General features: G+C 62.5%; 16 protein-coding genes. 7 read left to right on the forward strand and 9 right to left on the reverse strand.

The genetic code is table 11. The annotated features are described in order from the left end of the window. Positions 1–135 precede the first annotated feature (135 nt). The 3 genes from A4A58_RS13785 to mtgA all read right to left on the reverse strand — a co-directional run bounded on the left by A4A58_RS13785 (position 136) and on the right by mtgA (position 2,215). Positions 136–807 (reverse strand): hypothetical protein, encoded by a 672-nt coding sequence (locus A4A58_RS13785; protein WP_068732921.1) that lies wholly within the window; start codon positions 805–807, stop codon positions 136–138. Between the two features lie 273 nt (positions 808–1,080). Beyond that, on the reverse strand, positions 1,081–1,266 hold the full coding sequence (gene rpmF / locus A4A58_RS13790) for a 50S ribosomal protein L32 (protein ID WP_068732923.1): 186 nt from the start codon (positions 1,264–1,266) through the stop codon (positions 1,081–1,083). A 286-nt stretch (positions 1,267–1,552) separates the two neighbouring features. Beyond that, positions 1,553–2,215, reverse strand: a complete 663-nt coding sequence (mtgA, locus tag A4A58_RS13795) for a monofunctional biosynthetic peptidoglycan transglycosylase (protein ID WP_068732925.1) — start codon at positions 2,213–2,215, stop codon at positions 1,553–1,555. 168 nt (positions 2,216–2,383) lie between these two features. On the opposite strand from mtgA, the gene A4A58_RS13800 reads away from it, so the two are divergent. The 3 genes from A4A58_RS13800 (at position 2,384) to A4A58_RS13810 (ending at position 5,795) form a co-directional block, all read left to right on the forward strand. Next, on the forward strand, positions 2,384–3,310 hold the full coding sequence (locus A4A58_RS13800) for a polyprenyl synthetase family protein (protein WP_068732927.1): 927 nt from the start codon (positions 2,384–2,386) through the stop codon (positions 3,308–3,310). A 13-nt stretch (positions 3,311–3,323) separates the two neighbouring features. Beyond that, positions 3,324–4,022, forward strand: coding sequence for a DUF1345 domain-containing protein (locus A4A58_RS13805; protein ID WP_068732932.1), 699 nt, complete (start codon positions 3,324–3,326; stop codon positions 4,020–4,022). 168 nt (positions 4,023–4,190) lie between these two features. Continuing rightward, complete coding sequence (locus tag A4A58_RS13810; protein ID WP_068732934.1) at positions 4,191–5,795, forward strand: Na+/H+ antiporter; 1,605 nt, start codon at positions 4,191–4,193, stop codon at positions 5,793–5,795. Between the two features lie 75 nt (positions 5,796–5,870). Here the strand turns inward: A4A58_RS13810 and ispG are convergent, their stop codons facing one another. The 4 genes from ispG to A4A58_RS13830 form a co-directional block, all read right to left on the reverse strand. After that, complete coding sequence (gene ispG / locus A4A58_RS13815) at positions 5,871–7,154, reverse strand: flavodoxin-dependent (E)-4-hydroxy-3-methylbut-2-enyl-diphosphate synthase (RefSeq protein WP_068732936.1); 1,284 nt, start codon at positions 7,152–7,154, stop codon at positions 5,871–5,873. Positions 7,155–7,203: 49 nt separating this feature from the next. Continuing rightward, complete coding sequence (locus A4A58_RS13820; RefSeq protein ID WP_068732938.1) at positions 7,204–8,118, reverse strand: DMT family transporter; 915 nt, start codon at positions 8,116–8,118, stop codon at positions 7,204–7,206. Positions 8,119–8,160: 42 nt separating this feature from the next. Next, entirely contained in the window at positions 8,161–8,646 is a 486-nt protein-coding gene (locus A4A58_RS13825; RefSeq protein WP_068732939.1) for a Fur family transcriptional regulator, read from the reverse strand. 158 nt (positions 8,647–8,804) lie between these two features. Next, a complete protein-coding gene (locus tag A4A58_RS13830) occupies positions 8,805–9,788 on the reverse strand; it encodes an AraC family transcriptional regulator (RefSeq protein ID WP_068732940.1) in 984 nt (327 codons plus the stop codon). A 254-nt stretch (positions 9,789–10,042) separates the two neighbouring features. On the opposite strand from A4A58_RS13830, the gene A4A58_RS13835 reads away from it, so the two are divergent. From A4A58_RS13835 to A4A58_RS13850, 4 genes are all read left to right on the forward strand, one after another. Then, positions 10,043–10,888, forward strand: coding sequence for an outer membrane protein (locus A4A58_RS13835; protein WP_068732941.1), 846 nt, complete (start codon positions 10,043–10,045; stop codon positions 10,886–10,888). Positions 10,889–11,068: 180 nt separating this feature from the next. Continuing rightward, complete coding sequence (locus tag A4A58_RS13840; RefSeq protein WP_068732943.1) at positions 11,069–11,548, forward strand: MarR family winged helix-turn-helix transcriptional regulator; 480 nt, start codon at positions 11,069–11,071, stop codon at positions 11,546–11,548. Continuing rightward, complete coding sequence (locus tag A4A58_RS13845) at positions 11,541–12,695, forward strand: HlyD family secretion protein (protein WP_068732944.1); 1,155 nt, start codon at positions 11,541–11,543, stop codon at positions 12,693–12,695. The genes A4A58_RS13840 and A4A58_RS13845 overlap by 8 nt, the downstream gene beginning before the upstream one ends. A 4-nt stretch (positions 12,696–12,699) precedes the next feature. Continuing rightward, positions 12,700–14,271: a DHA2 family efflux MFS transporter permease subunit gene (locus tag A4A58_RS13850; RefSeq protein ID WP_068732945.1), complete on the forward strand. Its 1,572-nt coding sequence runs from the start codon at positions 12,700–12,702 to the stop codon at positions 14,269–14,271. A gap of 258 nt (positions 14,272–14,529) precedes the next feature. Here the strand turns inward: A4A58_RS13850 and pcaG are convergent, their stop codons facing one another. Both pcaG and pcaH read right to left on the reverse strand, forming a co-directional pair. Next, positions 14,530–15,111 carry a protocatechuate 3,4-dioxygenase subunit alpha gene (gene pcaG, locus A4A58_RS13855; RefSeq protein ID WP_068732946.1) on the reverse strand — a complete coding sequence of 194 codons (582 nt, stop codon included), beginning with the start codon at positions 15,109–15,111 and terminating at the stop codon, positions 14,530–14,532. After that, the gene (gene pcaH, locus A4A58_RS13860) at positions 15,111–15,812 is read right to left on the reverse strand and encodes a protocatechuate 3,4-dioxygenase subunit beta (RefSeq protein WP_068732948.1); all 702 of its coding nucleotides are present in this window, start codon (positions 15,810–15,812) and stop codon (positions 15,111–15,113) included. The genes pcaG and pcaH overlap by 1 nt, the downstream gene beginning before the upstream one ends. Positions 15,813–15,844: the final 32 nt, after the last annotated feature.

Raw genomic sequence — 15,844 nt, forward strand, 5'->3', positions numbered from 1 at the left:
ACAGCGTATGTTGAAACACCCCGCCCGTCACGTTGCTCGCTATCGCTCGCAACGCGCCACCCATGGCGGACGAATTCGTCCGCCAGACCCCACTGCGCGCAGCTTCGCTGCGCTTGAGGGAGGGATTAAGACAACTTACGTCTTGGGCTTGTCGTCAGGCGAAGCCACGCCACCCGGCTGCAAATCCGGCGACGTGATTTGCGGCGACGTATGCGCCACGACTTCCGGCGGGACCGGGGTCGGTTCAAGTTTCGGCTCGATCCGTTCGATCTTCTCGACCTTCGGCTCCGGACGATCGGTCAACACGGCTTCGGCGACGGACGTCGCGGCCGGAACGTGAGCGGGCGGAGGCGTCGGAGCGACCGGCGCTGGCGCGGGCTCATAACGCGGTGCCGGCTCCGGTGCATAGACCGGTGCGGCGACGCGGCGCGGACGGCGGGCGCGGAGCGAGATGCCGGCGAGGAAATCCACCATCGCCGTCAGGGTGATCAGGAAGAAGGTCGCGTTGCCGAATTTCGGCAGCATCACGAATTCAGTAGCTGCCGCGCCGAACACCAGCAGCGACAGGAAATGGTCGGTGAAATATTTCGGCGCCGGGCGGGCAGCGCGCATCACTTCGAGCCACAGCAGGAGAATGCTGAGCGCAACGAGCAGGTCGTTGAGCGTCACCATCCAGATGTCTTTCGACATCAGCGTGATCGGGAAGAGGGGGATCGGGCCCGACAGCGCGAGGTCGGGCATCAGGAAGGCGATGATGTTGCAGATCGCCACTGGAATCAGCAGCAGCGGGAAACCGATCGACGCCATCGAAGGCCTTCTTTGCAAGCGAGAGAACCAGAACGCATGTCGGCGATGCAGGACATCACCAAGGTGACGACATCACCGAGGTGACGCGAGCGCATCACCGGGACAACGCATTAGCTCCAGAGTTGGAGCGAATTCGGGCGGAAGACCAGTTCAGAATTATTGTCTGAACAGTTTTCTCGACTTGCCCGCTGGCGCTTCGACCCGCTTGACCGGACCTTACGTGGATGATCGAAGGCGGCGCCACCTGACGCGGCGCTGCCCTCCATCCAGTGGTCAGGATTCTTTCTTCACCTTCAGAACCTGACGACCCTTGTACATGCCGGTCTTCAGGTCGAGGTGGTGCGGACGGCGCAGTTCGCCGGAGTCCTTGTCCTCGACATAGGTCGGGGTCTTGAGCGCGTCAGCCGAACGACGCATGCCACGCCGCGACGGCGATGTTTTTCTTCTCGGAACGGCCATAGGAAAAGTCCTTGCAGGTTCTTGGCAGATGGTTTCGATCGGCGCCCGGTGACAGGCGGCCAGCACAGAACGCGCGGGCAAAATCGCTGATAAGGCCGGGCTTATAACGGAATGACGACGCGATGGCTAGGGCGCAGCCGCGGGAATTTTGGCCCAAAGCTCGTCATTCCGGGACAGGACCGGCGGCGGAGCCGACGGGCATGGGCCCGGAATCCCAAAGTGTTTTGAACATATCGGGATTCCGGGTTCGCGTCCGGCCGTGCCGGCCGCGCCCCGGAATGACAGCCTAGTTCCAGCACCGCTGCAACTCCGCCGCCTGCGCCCGCGCCATATAGGTTCCCGCCAGACGCCGCACCCCCGGCCCCGGCGTCCGGGCACTGCGGGTGACCGGATTGGGCAGGATCGCCGCCAGGAGCGCGGCTTCCCGGGCCGACAGGCTCGAGGCTGGCCGATTGAAGGCATATTCGGCGCCGGCCTGGGCGCCAAACTGCCCGGATGGGCCCATTTCGGCGATATTCAGGTAGATTTCCAGGATCCGCTGCTTGGACAGCATCAGATCGACCCACATGGCCAGCGGGATTTCGAGGCCCTTGCGGATCACGCTGCGGCCCGACCACAGGAACAGGTTTTTCGCCACCTGCTGGGTGATGGTGGAACCGCCGCCGGAGACTTCGCCGTCCTGGGCGTCCTCAATGGCATTTTGCAGGGAATCCCAGTCGATGCCGCGATGGCTGCAGAATTTGGCGTCTTCGGACGCGACCACGCTGCGCGGCAGCGCCGGCGACATGGTCTTGAGATCGACCCAGGTCCGCTGCACGGGGGAACCGGTGATCCAGCGCCATGCCATCAGCGCCGAGATCGGCTGGCCGACGGCATAAAGCGGCGTCAGCAGATAGGGCAGCGCGAGGAGCAGGATCCCGATCAGGATGAGGCGGCGGATGAGGCGCAAGAGCGGCGTTCCCGGTCGGAGCTATGCCGCTGATAAAGCGGGCTTTCCCCGCTCTTTTCAAGCCGGTTAAGCTTGCCGCGACCAATCGCGGCGGGACGCCGCAGGCGCAATTGACGTGGCCTTTGCCATAGAGGATTGTCCGGCCAAATTGTTCTGGAGCTATTCTTAATGTCGACCGGTGCTTCCACCAAAGATTTTGCCTCGCGCCTGGACCAGACCGCGGACGATACCGAAGCCGTACTGACCAAAGTGCTCGCCGATGGCGTGCTACCCGATGAAATCGCCCGGCCGAAGCGGCTGATGGATGCGATGCGTTACTCCTCGCTCGGCGGCGGCAAGCGTTTGCGCCCGTTCCTGGTGGTGGAGAGCGCTGCGGTATTCGGTGTGCATCGCGAGCAGGCGCTGCTGGTTGGCGCCGCCCTCGAATGCATCCACTGCTATTCGCTGATTCATGACGACCTGCCGGCGATGGATAACAGCGATCTGCGCCGGGGACGTCCGACCCTGCACAAGGCCACCGACGATGCCACCGCGATCCTCGCCGGCGACGCGCTGCTGACGCTGGCCTTCGACATCGTCACCCGCGACGAGATCCACGAAGACGCCACCGTGCGCCTGCTGCTGACCCGGGCGCTTGCCCGCTGCGCCGGTCTCGGCGGCATGGTCGGCGGCCAGATGCTCGATCTCGCCGGCGAAGGCCGCTTTGGCGACACGGGGCCGGTGGACGTTGCGCGTGTCCAGCAGATGAAGACCGGTGCGCTGCTGCGTTACGGCGTCATCGCCGGCGCGCTGCTCGGCCAGGCCACGCAGAAGGAATACAAGGCGCTCGACGATTACGGCCGCGCGCTCGGCGAAGCCTTCCAGATCGCCGATGATTTGCTCGACGTCGAAGGCGACGCCGCGGCGCTCGGCAAGCCCGCAGGCGCCGATGCCGCGCTGAACAAGACGACGTTCGTCACGCAGCTCGGCGTCGAGGGCGCCAGGAAGCGTGTCGCCGATCTGATCGCGACGGCCGACGCATCGCTGTCGATCTTCGGCGCCAAGGGCGACGTGCTGCGCGCTGCTGCCCGCTTCGTGGCCGAGCGCAAGAACTAAGGAAGACCTGATCATGTCGGAGGCGGGCAAGGATCTCGATGAGCTCCTTGTCCGTTTTCGCAAGATGCCGGCGCCGCTCCGCGTCGTCTATGGGCGACCGCGCACGTTTCTGGCGCTTCTGATCGGCATCGTCGCATTCTTCGTGCTGCCGTCGTCGCTGCGGCTGGTGACGCGTCTGCTGATCGGCTGGGACGTGTTCATCGCGTTCTATCTCATGCTGGTCTACGGCATGATGCTGTCAAGCGGCGGTCAGAAACACATCCGCCGCAACGCCGCCCTGCAGGACGATGGCAGTTTCATCATTCTGCTGGTGGCGGCTCTGGGTGCCTTCGCCAGCATCGCGGCCATTGTGTTCGAACTTGGCGAGGGCCATCGCACGGCCTGGGAGTTGACGCTGGCGATCGTCACCATCGCCTCGTCCTGGGCCGCCGTACACACGACCTTCTCGCTGCATTATGCCCATCAATTCTATCGCGGAGCCAAACCCGGCGGCCTGGCATTTCCGTCTGGCGATGACGACACGAAGGAACAGCCCGACTATTGGGACTTCGTGTATTTCTCCTTTGTCATCGGCATGACCGCGCAGGTCTCCGACGTCGGCATCACCGTGAAGTCGATCCGCCGCACCGCCACGGCCCACGGCATCGTCTCCTTCATCTTCAACACCGCGCTGGTGGCGCTGATGGTCAATATCGCGGCAAGCGCGATTTGAGCTTCGACCTCTCCGCCGTCATTGCGAGGAGCGAAGCGACGCGGCAATCCAGAAGGCCACAAGCGAAGTAAGACTGGATTGCTTTGTCGCAAGGGCTCCTCGCAATGACGATCGCATTGACCTCCCTTGTCATCCGGGCAAATTAGGCACGTAGAGGATGTCGCCCGCGTGGAAGCCAAATTTCAGATTTTCCTGGTTTTGATCGCTGCGCTTGCGGGCACGGCGTGGCTGGCCAAGCGCATCAGCATCGCCCCGGCGATCCTGCTTTTGCTGGCCGGTATTGCACTGGCCTTCGTGCCGGGCATGCCCTCGATCCAACTGCCGCCGGACGTGGTGCTGCTGGGCGTGCTGCCGCCGCTGATCTATTCGGCCTCCGTTGCCATGAGCTGGCGCGAATTCCGCGCCAATCTGCGCATCATCACGCTGCTCGCGGTCGGCTGCGTGATCTTCACCGCGTGCCTCGTCGCAACCGCGACGCACTATCTGATCGGTCTGCCGTGGTCGGTCGGCTTCCTGCTCGGCGCCATCGTCGCCCCGCCGGACGTGGTGGCGCCGCTGGCGATTGCGCGAAAACTCGGCCTGCCACGCCGGATGCTGGTCGTGCTGGAAGGCGAGGGGCTCGCCAATGATGCGACGACGCTGATCCTGTATCGCTTCGCGGTGGTGGCGATCACCACGGGAGCGTTCTCGATGTCAAAGGCGGCGGGCACCTTCGTCGCTATTCTCGCTTGCGAACTCGTCTTCGGTCTGGCCATCGGCTGGCTCAGCCTGCGCATGCGTCACCGCGCGCGCGATCCGCAGGTCGAAATCACGCTGTCGCTGCTGACGCCCTATGTCGCCTATCTGATCCCCGAACATTTCGGTGGCTCCGGTATCATCGCCACCGTCGCCTGCGGTCTCTACATCTCGTGGAACGGCCCGTTGCTGATCTCCGCAGCAACGCGTTTGCAGGGCATCTTCTTCTGGGATTTGGTGATCTATCTGGTCGAGGGCCTACTGTTCCTGCTGACCGGCTTCCAGATGCGGGCGCTGATCGAAAAGTCGAAGGCATTTCCGTTCGCCGACATCATGCTGGCCACGGTGCTCGTCACCGTCGTGATCATCGTGGCACGGTTCGTCTGGGTCTATGCGGCGATTTATGTGCCGCGCTGGCTCAGCGCGGACCTGCGTAAACGCGATCCGGCGCCGAACTGGCAATGGACCTTCGTTATCGCCTTCACCGGCGTGCGTGGTGCGGTGTCGCTGGCCGCAGCGCTGGCGCTGCCATTCACGCTGGTCTCGAACGAAGGCTTTCCGTCGCGCGACCTGATCCTGTTCGTCTCGTTCAACATCATCCTGATCACGCTGGTCGGATTCGGCCTGTGCCTGCCCATCGTGGTGAAGTGGCTCGGCGTGACCAAAATCGGCCGCGAGGAATATATCGCCGAGCACGAGGCTGAACTCGCCACGCGCCGCGAGGCACTGGCGACAGCCCTGGCGCGGCTCGATGCCATGACCGATGATCGCGAACTGTCCGACGAAGTCGTGAAACTGCTTCGCGCGCGCCACGAAAGCCGCTCGAACCAGTTACCGGGCGAGCTCGATCCCGACGTGGATGTCTCGGCGGTGGGCATCGATCTGGTGCGCGAACTCATCAAGGCCGAGCGCAAATTCATCCACGCGCAGCTGCGCGACGGCAAGATCACCGACGAAAGCAGACGGCGGATCGAGCGCGATCTCGATCTGGAAGAGGCGGGGCTGACCAATCGTGAGTTTCGGCGGATTCCGCTTTAGGCAGCTATTAGCCGCACAAACGAAAACGGCCGGGACGATGCCCGGCCGTTTCAGTTCGTATTTATATGGCGCGGCTTATTCCGCCGCTGTCACGATTTCCGGCGCCTTCGCGTTGGCGCCATAACGCTGGTCGATATAGTCGATCACCAGCGCCTTGAAGTCGGCAGCGATGCTCGGGCCGCGCAGGGTGCGGAATTTCTCGCCGTCGACAAACACTGGTGCGGCCGGGCTTTCGCCGGTGCCGGGGAGCGAGATGCCGATATTGGCGTGCTTGGATTCGCCGGGGCCGTTGACGATGCAGCCCATGACCGCAACGTTGAGGTTCTCGACGCCGGGATACTGCGTCTTCCAGCCTGGCATCGAGTCGCGGATGAAATCCTGGATCGAACGCGCCAGTTCCTGGAACGTGGTCGACGTGGTGCGGCCGCAACCCGGGCACGCCGCGACCAGCGGCACGAAGGTGCGGAAACCCATGGTCTGCAGCAATTCCTGCGCAACCTGAACTTCCACCGTGCGGTCGCCGCCGGGCTCCGGCGTCAGCGAAATGCGGATAGTGTCGCCGATGCCCTGCTGCAGCAGGATGCCGAGCGCAGCCGAGGAGGCGACGATGCCCTTCGAGCCCATGCCGGCCTCGGTAAGGCCGAGATGGATCGCATAGTCGGAGCGCGAGGCCAGCGTCTGATACACGGCGATGAGGTCCTGCACCGCCGAAACCTTGGCGGACAGGATCATCTTGTTCTTCGGCATGCCGAGTTCTTCGGCGCGGGCCGCCGACAGCAATGCCGACTGCACCATCGCTTCACGCGTCACCGCGCGGACGTCCTTTGGATTCGCGGACAGCGCGTTCTCGTCCATCAGCTTGGTGAGCAGTTCCTGATCGAGCGAACCCCAGTTCGCGCCGATGCGGACGGCCTTGTTGTTCTTGTTCGCGATCTCGATGATGTCGGCGAATTGCGTGTCACGCTTGCTCTTGAAGCCGACATTGCCAGGATTGATGCGGTACTTGTCGAGCGCCGCGGCGCAGGCCGGGAATTCAGCAAGCAGCTTGTGGCCGATATAGTGGAAGTCGCCGATCAGCGGCGTCGTGATGCCCTGCTTGTCCAGCGCCTCACGGATATGCGGAACGGCGGCTGCGGCCTCGTCGCGGTCGACGGTGATGCGGACCATTTCCGAGCCCGCGCGCGACAGCGCTGCGACCTGGTCGATGGTGCCCTGAATATCGGCGGTGTCGGTGTTGGTCATCGACTGCACGACGATCGGGGCGCCGCCGCCGACAGCGACGTTGCCAACCATGACCTGTGTGGTGAGGTGCCGGGGCGCCGGACCGGCGATATCAGACGGAATTTCAATCTTGTTCATGGGGTCTCGAATATCAGATTTAGATGACATCCAGCAATGCGTTAGTGGCCTAGGCCCTGACCGGTCGGTTAACGAGGACCAGCCCGGCAACGACCAATAACGCAGCGAGGCCGAAGGCGGGGGTCAGATGGTCGCCCATGATGAGATAGCCTGCCGCGACGCCAAACAAAGGGGTGATGAAGGTAAAAGCCGACAATTTGCTGGCGGAATAGGTCTTGATCAGCCCGAACCAGAGCAAAAACGTGAATCCGACCACCCAGAAGGCCTGAAACGAGAGCAGGGACAGCGCCAGTGGACCGGGAACCCGGGTCACGGTCTCGCCCGCCAGCAGCGCCGCCAGGCCCAGAATCGGGACAGACAGCCCGACCTGGTATCCCAATGCCTTTTCAGGCGCGACGTAGAGCAACGGGGTCGTTTTGACCACCAGCGTGGTCGCGGCCCATAGTCCCGCACCGGCGACGATCATCAGATCCCCGATCAGCACATCGGCGGTGACGTCGGGCTGCGGGACGCCGATCGCCACGGCGACACCGGCAAAACTCACCGCGAGTCCGGCCCATTGCACCGGGCGCAGGCGTTCGCCCAGGAACTGATAGGAGCCGAAGGCCACGAAGAACGGCATCGTGTAGAGGAAAACCGCGGCCCGCGAGGCCGTCGTGAATTGCAGGCCGTGAAAGATCAGCACGAATTCGATGCCGAACAGCAGGCCGGCAAACAGGCCCGCTTTCAGCGTGCCGTCGCGTTCGAACAGCTTGACGCCGCGCATGCGCGCAATGGCCAGGATGACCAGCAGCGCGCCGGCCGAGCGCAGCATCGCCTGCGTGTAAGGCGGGATGTCGTGCAGCACCAGCTTGATGGCGATCTGGTTGAAGCCCCAGGTCAGGCACAACATCAGGACAAGGGCGATGGCGCCGGCGGTAAGTGCGCGTCCGCCGGGTGGGCTGATGATGGTTTCTGCAGACATGAAGCCTCGGGCCCGGCTTGTCGCCGTGTTGTTATGGGATCGTCACGCCTGACAGTGCGCGCAGGTTCCGGTGATTTCGACAACAGACAGTTTCGGGACGAAGCCAGTCGTCCGTGCGGCATCGTTCAGGCTCTGCGCAACTTTCGTAGCCGGCACTTCGCCGACCGACCCGCATTGGTCACAGATCAGAAACGCGACCATCGAGGCCGTGCCGTGGTCGTGCGCGCAGGCCAGGAAGGCGTTGCGGCTCTCGATGCGGTGAACGAGGCCGTTCTCCATCAGGAAATCAAGTGCGCGATACACGGTGATGGGTGCCGGACGCGAAGTGGTCTTGGCAAGCTCATCGATGATCTCGTAGGCCCCAAGCGGTCGATGGCTCGCGAGCAGCGCTTCAAGCACCAGCCGGCGGATTGGAGTCAGCTTTTGCGACCGGGCCGCACAGACATGCTCGGCATGATGCATCGCGTCCGCCGTACAGCGGTCGTGATCGTGGCCGGGAGCCGGGAAAGTTGGTTTCGGAACTGCCATACGGAGGTAGCTTAACCCGTTGGGTGTGATTGTGCCCGTCTTTTTGGCGTTGGGCCCCAGTCTTACACTAAATCCAGCGCCGCCAAACGGCGACCGCTCCCTGGAGATGGGGCGCCGACCGGTCGATTGCAAAGGTTGAACGGGCATACCGTGCCGGATCAAGTCGCGCTTCTGCGCAAATCCGATGGCGAGGTGGCATATCGGCGCCGGAATGTCCGGTTGAAATACGACAAATCGTTGAAGCCGGCCTCGTCGGCGATCTTTCCGATCCGCTCATCGGCCCGCAATGGGTTGAGTAACAGTCCATGAGCAAAGGCCAAACGCCGTTCGAGCAAATACTCCGACAGGCTGAGGCCGTGTTCGCGAAACAGCTTGCGGACATAATCCGGCGAGATTTTCTGAGCCGCCGCCAGTGTTTCGGCCGAGAGGTCGTGATTTCCGAGGCTTGCTTCTATGGCTGCCTTGATCGCGTGCAAGCGCAGCATGCGGGTGCTGGAAGGCGGAGACGCCTCGGAGCGGTTCTCCCAACCGTTGATTAGAAATGCGATCAGACTGCACAGATCGGCCACGACATGGTGCTGAAGATGAGTGGGGGCGGACTCGTCGAGGTCGATTGCTTCCTGACAATGCGCCATCAATAGCCGCAACGTCTGAGTCTCCAGGAAGAGAGGTCGCATGAGCCAGGCGCCGAGATTGGGCACCTTGATCGCCAGCACGGCACGGTCGATCTGAACGATCAGATGCTGCGTCTCACGAGATGACGTATGCGAACCGGCGTCCCTGGTTGTCATCAGGACCGCGTGGTCCTGCTCGATGACCTCTTCGCGGCCATGCTGCGATGCGCGAGCGCCACCTTTCAGAACGACTGCAAAGACGACATCGTCGGGCGATGACGCAGTCGCAGCATCCGGCATGCGATCATTCGCCGGAAATCCCGTGCCGATAAAAACAATCGCGCCCGGCAACCTGTGCAAAACAGTATCGATCGAAAACGGGGCGTCCGTCGGAGGAGGGGATTCGACGTTGAATGTCAGGCGTCCGAATTGTAGCTGCGGCGTCAGATTTTCGGAAGTCGCCGCGATCGAGGAATCGGGCGCTTCGGGACCGGGCCTTGAAGTCACGAGGATCAGTCCTGCAAGCATTGAACTATATCTTGGTCGTGCCAGTACGGATCGCGTTCATATTCGTCGTGGTTACTGCGTCTTTGGGCGGTTTCTCTTTTGATAGTTCGCGATGCGTCATGTGGCTTGAACGCAACAAGCAGAACGAATTGCGGTGCCAGTCTCGCCCAGTCCTGCCGCGTCGCGTCCGTTCCAAGTCGCTGATGTCTCATTCAACTACACATCATCGAAGCAGGGCCTTGGGCCTGCCTTTTGATCTGTTGTTGAGGAGACTGATGGTGAAACGTACCGTATTGGCCGCTGCAGGCCTCGCCATCATGGCGTTTTCGTCGACCGCCGGCGCTGCGGATCTGTCGCCCCGCATGTACGCCAAGGCGCCGGTTCTGGTGGACCCCGGCATCAACTGGACCGGATTCTATGCCGGCCTCAACGGTGGCTACAGCTGGGGCAAAGGTGACGCGACCTTCTTGCCGGGCACCGCCTTTGCGTCGCCGGTCAAGCAGGACGTCAATGGCGGCCTCGGCGGCGGCCAGATCGGCTACAATTGGCAGCTCAATCGCACATGGGTCGTCGGTCTCGAAGCCGATATCCAGGGGACTGGTGAACGTGGCAGCGCGAACTCTCCAGTGAGTTCGCTGCGGACCACTTTGCCCGGCGGTGACTTCAATCTGCTCGCACTGACCTCGGCAAACAGCTCATGGAGCTTCCCGTGGTTCGCCACATTCCGCGGCCGGGTCGGCCTGCTGGCAACGCCGGATCTGCTCCTCTACGGTACTGGCGGTCTCGCTGTCGGTGAGGTCAAATATTCCACCCAGACGACTGTAACGGGCCAGATATTCGGACCGGGATCGCAGGGCACAACACCGGCCAGCGCCGCCGTGACGGTTCCCGGCACGCTGCTGTCGGAATCGCAGACTCGTGTCGGCTGGACCCTGGGCGCCGGTCTGGAAAAGAAGTTCGGCACCAACTGGTCGGCCAAGCTCGAATATCTTTATCTCGATCTGGGCTCGGCGACCTATTTCGGGGGAACGGCCAACCAGACCTCGGTCGGCTTCCATGACCACGTCTTCCGCGCCGGCATCAATTACGCCTTCAGCCCGGCTGTCGTGGCCAAATACTGATCCTTTCGATCCTCCTGACGACCTCAAGCCCGGCCTCGTGCCGGGCTTTTTGCTGTGCCGCCTATTCTGGGGAGGTCAGGTAGATCCAGCCATGCGCTAGTCGCGGGGCTGCGTCGTATCGTCCACCGATGCGTTATTCATAAGCTTGCTTATAATAAGCTAAGTTTACGGAGCGCCTTCATGTCCTGTCAGCCTGACACCGGCACCGATTTCCTGTCCGCCTTGTTCGAGACCCAGCGCATGTTGCGGCAGCTGGCCGACAAGGAAGCGCGCCAGTTCGGCATGACCCGCGCCCAATGGGCGGTGCTCGCCAAGGTCGAGCGCAATGAGGGGCAAAAACAGACCGATCTCGCCGACGCCATGGAAATGGCGCCGATCAGCCTGACGCGGCTGATCGACAAGCTCTGCGACAGCGGCCTGATCGAACGCCGCAATGACGACACCGACCGCCGCATCAAGCGCCTCTATCTCACCGAGGCCGCGCGCCCGCTGACGGCAAAGCTGGCGGTGCTGCGCGGTAACCTGATGCAGGTCGCGTTCGACGGCGTGAGCGAGGCCGACATGCACCAGCTGGTCGCGCATCTCGAAAACATCAAAGACAATATCCGCGCTGCGCTGAACCCCGCAGCCACAAAGACCAAGGAACAAGTCTATGGCTGAGCCCGTGCTGAAATTTCCCGACAAGGATGCGCCCGAGGGCGGATCCGATGGCGCCGCGACCACGCAGCGTCAGGGCGCGAAAGGTTTCCTGAAGCGCTATCGGCGAACGTTGCTGCTGGTCGTACTGCCTGCGATCGTTCTTATTGGCGGCGTCGCCTTCTATCTTTCGGGCGGTCGCTATGTCGGCACCGACGATGCCTATGTCGGTGCGCAGAAGGTGCTGATCACGCCGGACATCTCCGGCAAGGTCGACAAGGTCGTCGTGCGCGAAGGCCAGCATGTCAAAGAAGGCGATGTGCTGTTCGAGATTGACCCGGTGCCGTTCCGGCTGGCGCTTGACGATGCCAGGGCCAAGCTGGCGCAGGCAAAGACCACCTATGACAACCTCGTCAGCAATGTGAAGATCTACGGCCAGATGCAGGATCTGGCGCAGCAGGGCGTCGACTTCAAGCAGCGCGACGTCGAACGCAAGTCGACTCTGGTCAAGAGCAACTTCGGCTCGCAGCTCGATCTCGACAATGCGGCGACGGCGGCGGTGACCGCGAAGGCGCAGCTCGAACTCCTGAGGCAGCAGCTTGCGACCTCGATGAACCAGTTGCTCGGCAATCCCGATCTGCCGCTAGCCCAGTTCCCGCCTTACGCGCAGGCGCAGTCGGCGCTCGATCAGGCGCAGCGCAATCTCGACCACACCGTGCTGAAAGCGCCGATCTCCGGTGTCGCGACGCAGGTCGATAACATCCAGCTCGGCCGCTTCGCGATGGCCGGCACGCCTATCCTCACGGTGATCGACGACAACAGGCCATGGGTCGATGCTAATCTGAAGGAATCCGATTTCACTTACATCGCCGTTGGCCAGACCGTGGAGATCGATGTCGATGCGTTCCCGAACCACGCCTTCAAGGGCACCGTCGGTTCGCTGAGCCCTGGTACCGGCGCGCAATTCGCGATCCTGCCGCCGCAGAATGCCACCGGCAACTTCGTCAAGGTGGTGCAGCGCGTGCCGGTGCGGATCTATCTCGACTATAACGATCCGTTCGTGAAACGGCTCAAGGCCGGCATGAGCACTTACACGACCATCGACACCGAACACCATCGTTCGCTGGCGGGCCTGCTCGGCCTGTCATCGGCCAAGGCTGCTCAGGACTGATCCCATGAGCACGTCGGCGCCATCTCCCAGTGCGGTCCCCGGCTTTCGCCGGAACATGGTGACGATCTGCGCCATGACCGCGACTATCATGCAGGCGCTCGACACCACGATTGCGAACGTTGCGTTGCCCTATATGCAGGGCACGCTGTCGGCGTCGCAGGATCAGGTCAACTGGGTGCTGACCTCCTATATCGTGGCAGCGGCGATCATGACTGCGCCGGTCGGCTGGATCGCCAACCGGTTCGGCCGCAAGAAAATCTTCATCGTCTGTTCGGCGGGTTTTACTGTCGCCTCGGTGCTGTGCGGCCTAGCGCAGGACATCAACCAGATGGTCGGCTTTCGCCTGTTGCAGGGCGTGTTCGGCGCGGCACTGGTGCCGCTGTCGCAGGCGGTGATGCTCGACAGCTACGCGCTGCATGAGCGAGCCAAGGCGATGTCGATCTGGGGCATGGGCGTGATGCTCGGCCCGATCATGGGGCCTTCATTGGGCGCCTGGCTGACTGAAACTTATTCCTGGCACTGGGTGTTCTTCGTCAATCTGCCCTTCGGCATCGTCACGGTGTTTGGCCTGCTGGCCTTCATGGACGAGACCAAGACCAATGCAGAACTGAAATTCGACTGGTTTGGCTTCGGCGCGCTGGCTATCGGAATCGGTGCGATGCAGCTCGCGCTCGACCGCGGCGAGCAGCTCGGGTGGTTCGAATCCAACGAAATCGTCATCGAGGCGATCGTCTCGATCATCGGTTTCTATTATTTCTTCGCGCATTCCTTCACGACCTCGAAGCCGTTCATCCAGTTCGCCATCTTCAAGGACAAAAATTTTGTCGGCGGCTGCGTGTTCATGGCCGTCATGGGGCTGGTGCTGTATTCGACCATGGCACTGTCGTCGCCCTATCTGCAGAACGTGATCGGCTATCCGATCCTTACGGCAGGTCTGTTACTGGCGACCCGTGGCTCCGGCACCTTCGTGGCGATGATGCTGGTCGGGCGCATCATGAAATATGTCGAGGCGCGTACACTAATTATGGTGGGAATGGCGCTGATGTCGGTGTCGCTGTTCTTTACGTCGATGTGGACCGACCAGACCGGCGTGCCGGAGATCGTGATCGTCTCGATCGCGCAGGGATTTGGCCTTGGTCTCGTCTTCGTGCCGCTGTCCACGGTGGCGTTCCTGACACTGCCAAATCATCTGCGCACCGACGGCACCTCGATGCTCACGCTGCTGCGTAATGTCGCGAGTTCGATCGGTATTTCCATCGTGATCGCGCAACTGACGTCCAACACCCGCATGGCGCATGCGGTGCTGGTCGAGCACATCACGCCGTTCAACAACGCGCTGCAGATGCCCAATGTGACCGGCGCGATCAACCTCGCCGCCGACAGCGGTCGCGCCATGATGGACGCCATCGTCACGCTGCAGGCAACGATCATCGCCTTCGGGCTGGATTATCAGATGGTGATGCTGGTGACGCTCTGCGCGATTCCAATGGCGCTGATTATCGGCTCGTCCAAGGCGGCCTTGCGTGCCCAGGCGGCGAAGCCGGGTGCGGACGAGCATCCGGCGGTGATGGAATAGTTCCTTTTAACCTCGCGCCGCTCTTTGCGGGGAGAGGTCGCCGCGTCTTCGTGGCGGGTGAGGGGCATAGCACGGCACTAGCCCCATACGTGGCTTCTCGGATCGGAATTTCCTCGGAGAAATGCAAAGATATGGGGGAGGGTGGGACTTGATAGTCCGCGCGCGGCGCGGCTGCGTACCCGGCCCCTCACCCGGAGCCGTCGCTGCGCGCCGGCTCCGACCTCTCCCCGCAAGGCGGGGAGAGGTTAAGGAAGAGCATCACACGTCGAAGAACACCGTCTCGTTGTCACCTTGCAGGTGAATATCAAACCGATACACGCCCGGCGCCGTCTTCTTCGCGATGATCGTCGCACGGCGATCCGCTGGCACGAGATTCATTACCGCGTCGCTTGCGGTTGCGGCTTCATCGTCGAAATAGATACGCGTCATCGACTGCATGGTCATGCCGCGGCCAAACACGGCCATCACGATATGCGGGGCCTGCGGCTTGCCATCATGGCCGGGTACCGCGCCGGGCTTGATGGTGTCGAACGAATACTCGCCGGCGTCGGTGGTGCCGGAGCGACCAAAACCCTTGAAGCTCGAATTCGGAAGTCCGCGGGTGTCCTGAGGATCGGCGAAGCGGCCCTGCGCGTCGGCCTGCCAGATTTCCAGCACGGCGTCGGGCACAACCTTGCCGTCGCCGTCATAGATCACGCCTTCGATGCGGATCTTGTCGCCGGTGACGTCGGGCGTCAGCAGGTTGTTGGTGAAGGCGTCGTTCCAGGCGTATTTGCCGTTCGGCGTCAGGCCATAGGCATAGAACGGACCCACGGTCTGCGACGGGGTAATTCCGGGCATCAGTGATTCTCCGTCGGGGTCGCGTTGCGGCCGCGCAAAACGATGTTGAAGCGATAGGCCAGCGCCCAGCCGGGCTCGGTGACGTCGAGGTCGAAATCCGACACCATACGCAGGCGCGCCTTCTCGTCGGTGACCGAGTTGAAGATCGGGTCGAACGGGAACAGCGGATCGTTCGGGAAATACATCTGCGTCACGAGGCGCGAGACGAAGGAGTGGCCAAACACCGAGAAGTGGATGTGCGCAGGGCGCCAGGCATTGTGGTGATTGCCCCACGGATAGGCGCCAGGCTTGATAGTGACGAACTTGTAGTTGCCCGCGGCGTCGGTGACGGTGCGGCCGGCGCCGGTGAAGTTCGGATCGAGCGGCGCGGGATGCTGGTCCCAGACATGCACATAGCGGCCGCAGGCATTGGCCTGCCACAGTTCGACCAGCGTGTTCGGCACGCCGCGGCCGTCCTCGTCCATCACCGTGCCGTGCACGATGATGCGTTCGCCGAGCGGTTCGCCGGCATGCATGGTGGTAAGGTCATGATCGCCGGGGCGCACGGTCTCGTGGCCATAGACCGGTCCTGTCGTTTCCGACAGCGTGTGCGGCATCAGGATGCGCTGCTTCTGCGGGGCACGCTTGATGGTGCTCTTGTAGCCGGGTGAGAGCCGCGGCGCGTGGGCCGCATTGCTTTCGACGGGATAGATTAGCGTCATGCTGGTTTCCCTCTGGCCGCCGCGGATCCCGC

This window comes from Tardiphaga robiniae (assembly GCF_001618955.1).
GTDB classification, from domain to species: Bacteria; Pseudomonadota; Alphaproteobacteria; order Rhizobiales; family Xanthobacteraceae; genus Tardiphaga; species Tardiphaga robiniae_A.

Bases quoted from the DNA above. Each gene is read 5' to 3' on its own strand.
- A4A58_RS13835 (WP_068732941.1), top strand. From the start codon at position 10,043: ATGGTGAAACGTACCGTATTGGCCGCTGCAGGCCTCGCCATCATGGCG.
- A4A58_RS13840 (WP_068732943.1), top strand. From the start codon at position 11,069: ATGTCCTGTCAGCCTGACACCGGCACCGATTTCCTGTCCGCCTTGTTC.
- rpmF (WP_068732923.1), bottom strand. From the start codon at position 1,266: ATGGCCGTTCCGAGAAGAAAAACATCGCCGTCGCGGCGTGGCATGCGT.
- A4A58_RS13805 (WP_068732932.1), top strand. From the start codon at position 3,324: ATGTCGGAGGCGGGCAAGGATCTCGATGAGCTCCTTGTCCGTTTTCGC.
- A4A58_RS13825 (WP_068732939.1), bottom strand. From the start codon at position 8,646: ATGGCAGTTCCGAAACCAACTTTCCCGGCTCCCGGCCACGATCACGAC.
- A4A58_RS13845 (WP_068732944.1), top strand. From the start codon at position 11,541: ATGGCTGAGCCCGTGCTGAAATTTCCCGACAAGGATGCGCCCGAGGGC.
- pcaH (WP_068732948.1), bottom strand. From the start codon at position 15,812: ATGACGCTAATCTATCCCGTCGAAAGCAATGCGGCCCACGCGCCGCGG.
- pcaG (WP_068732946.1), bottom strand. From the start codon at position 15,111: ATGCCCGGAATTACCCCGTCGCAGACCGTGGGTCCGTTCTATGCCTAT.
- A4A58_RS13830 (WP_068732940.1), bottom strand. From the start codon at position 9,788: ATGCTTGCAGGACTGATCCTCGTGACTTCAAGGCCCGGTCCCGAAGCG.
- A4A58_RS13850 (WP_068732945.1), top strand. From the start codon at position 12,700: ATGAGCACGTCGGCGCCATCTCCCAGTGCGGTCCCCGGCTTTCGCCGG.
- A4A58_RS13785 (WP_068732921.1), bottom strand. From the start codon at position 807: ATGGCGTCGATCGGTTTCCCGCTGCTGCTGATTCCAGTGGCGATCTGC.
- ispG (WP_068732936.1), bottom strand. From the start codon at position 7,154: ATGAACAAGATTGAAATTCCGTCTGATATCGCCGGTCCGGCGCCCCGG.
- A4A58_RS13820 (WP_068732938.1), bottom strand. From the start codon at position 8,118: ATGTCTGCAGAAACCATCATCAGCCCACCCGGCGGACGCGCACTTACC.
- A4A58_RS13800 (WP_068732927.1), top strand. From the start codon at position 2,384: ATGTCGACCGGTGCTTCCACCAAAGATTTTGCCTCGCGCCTGGACCAG.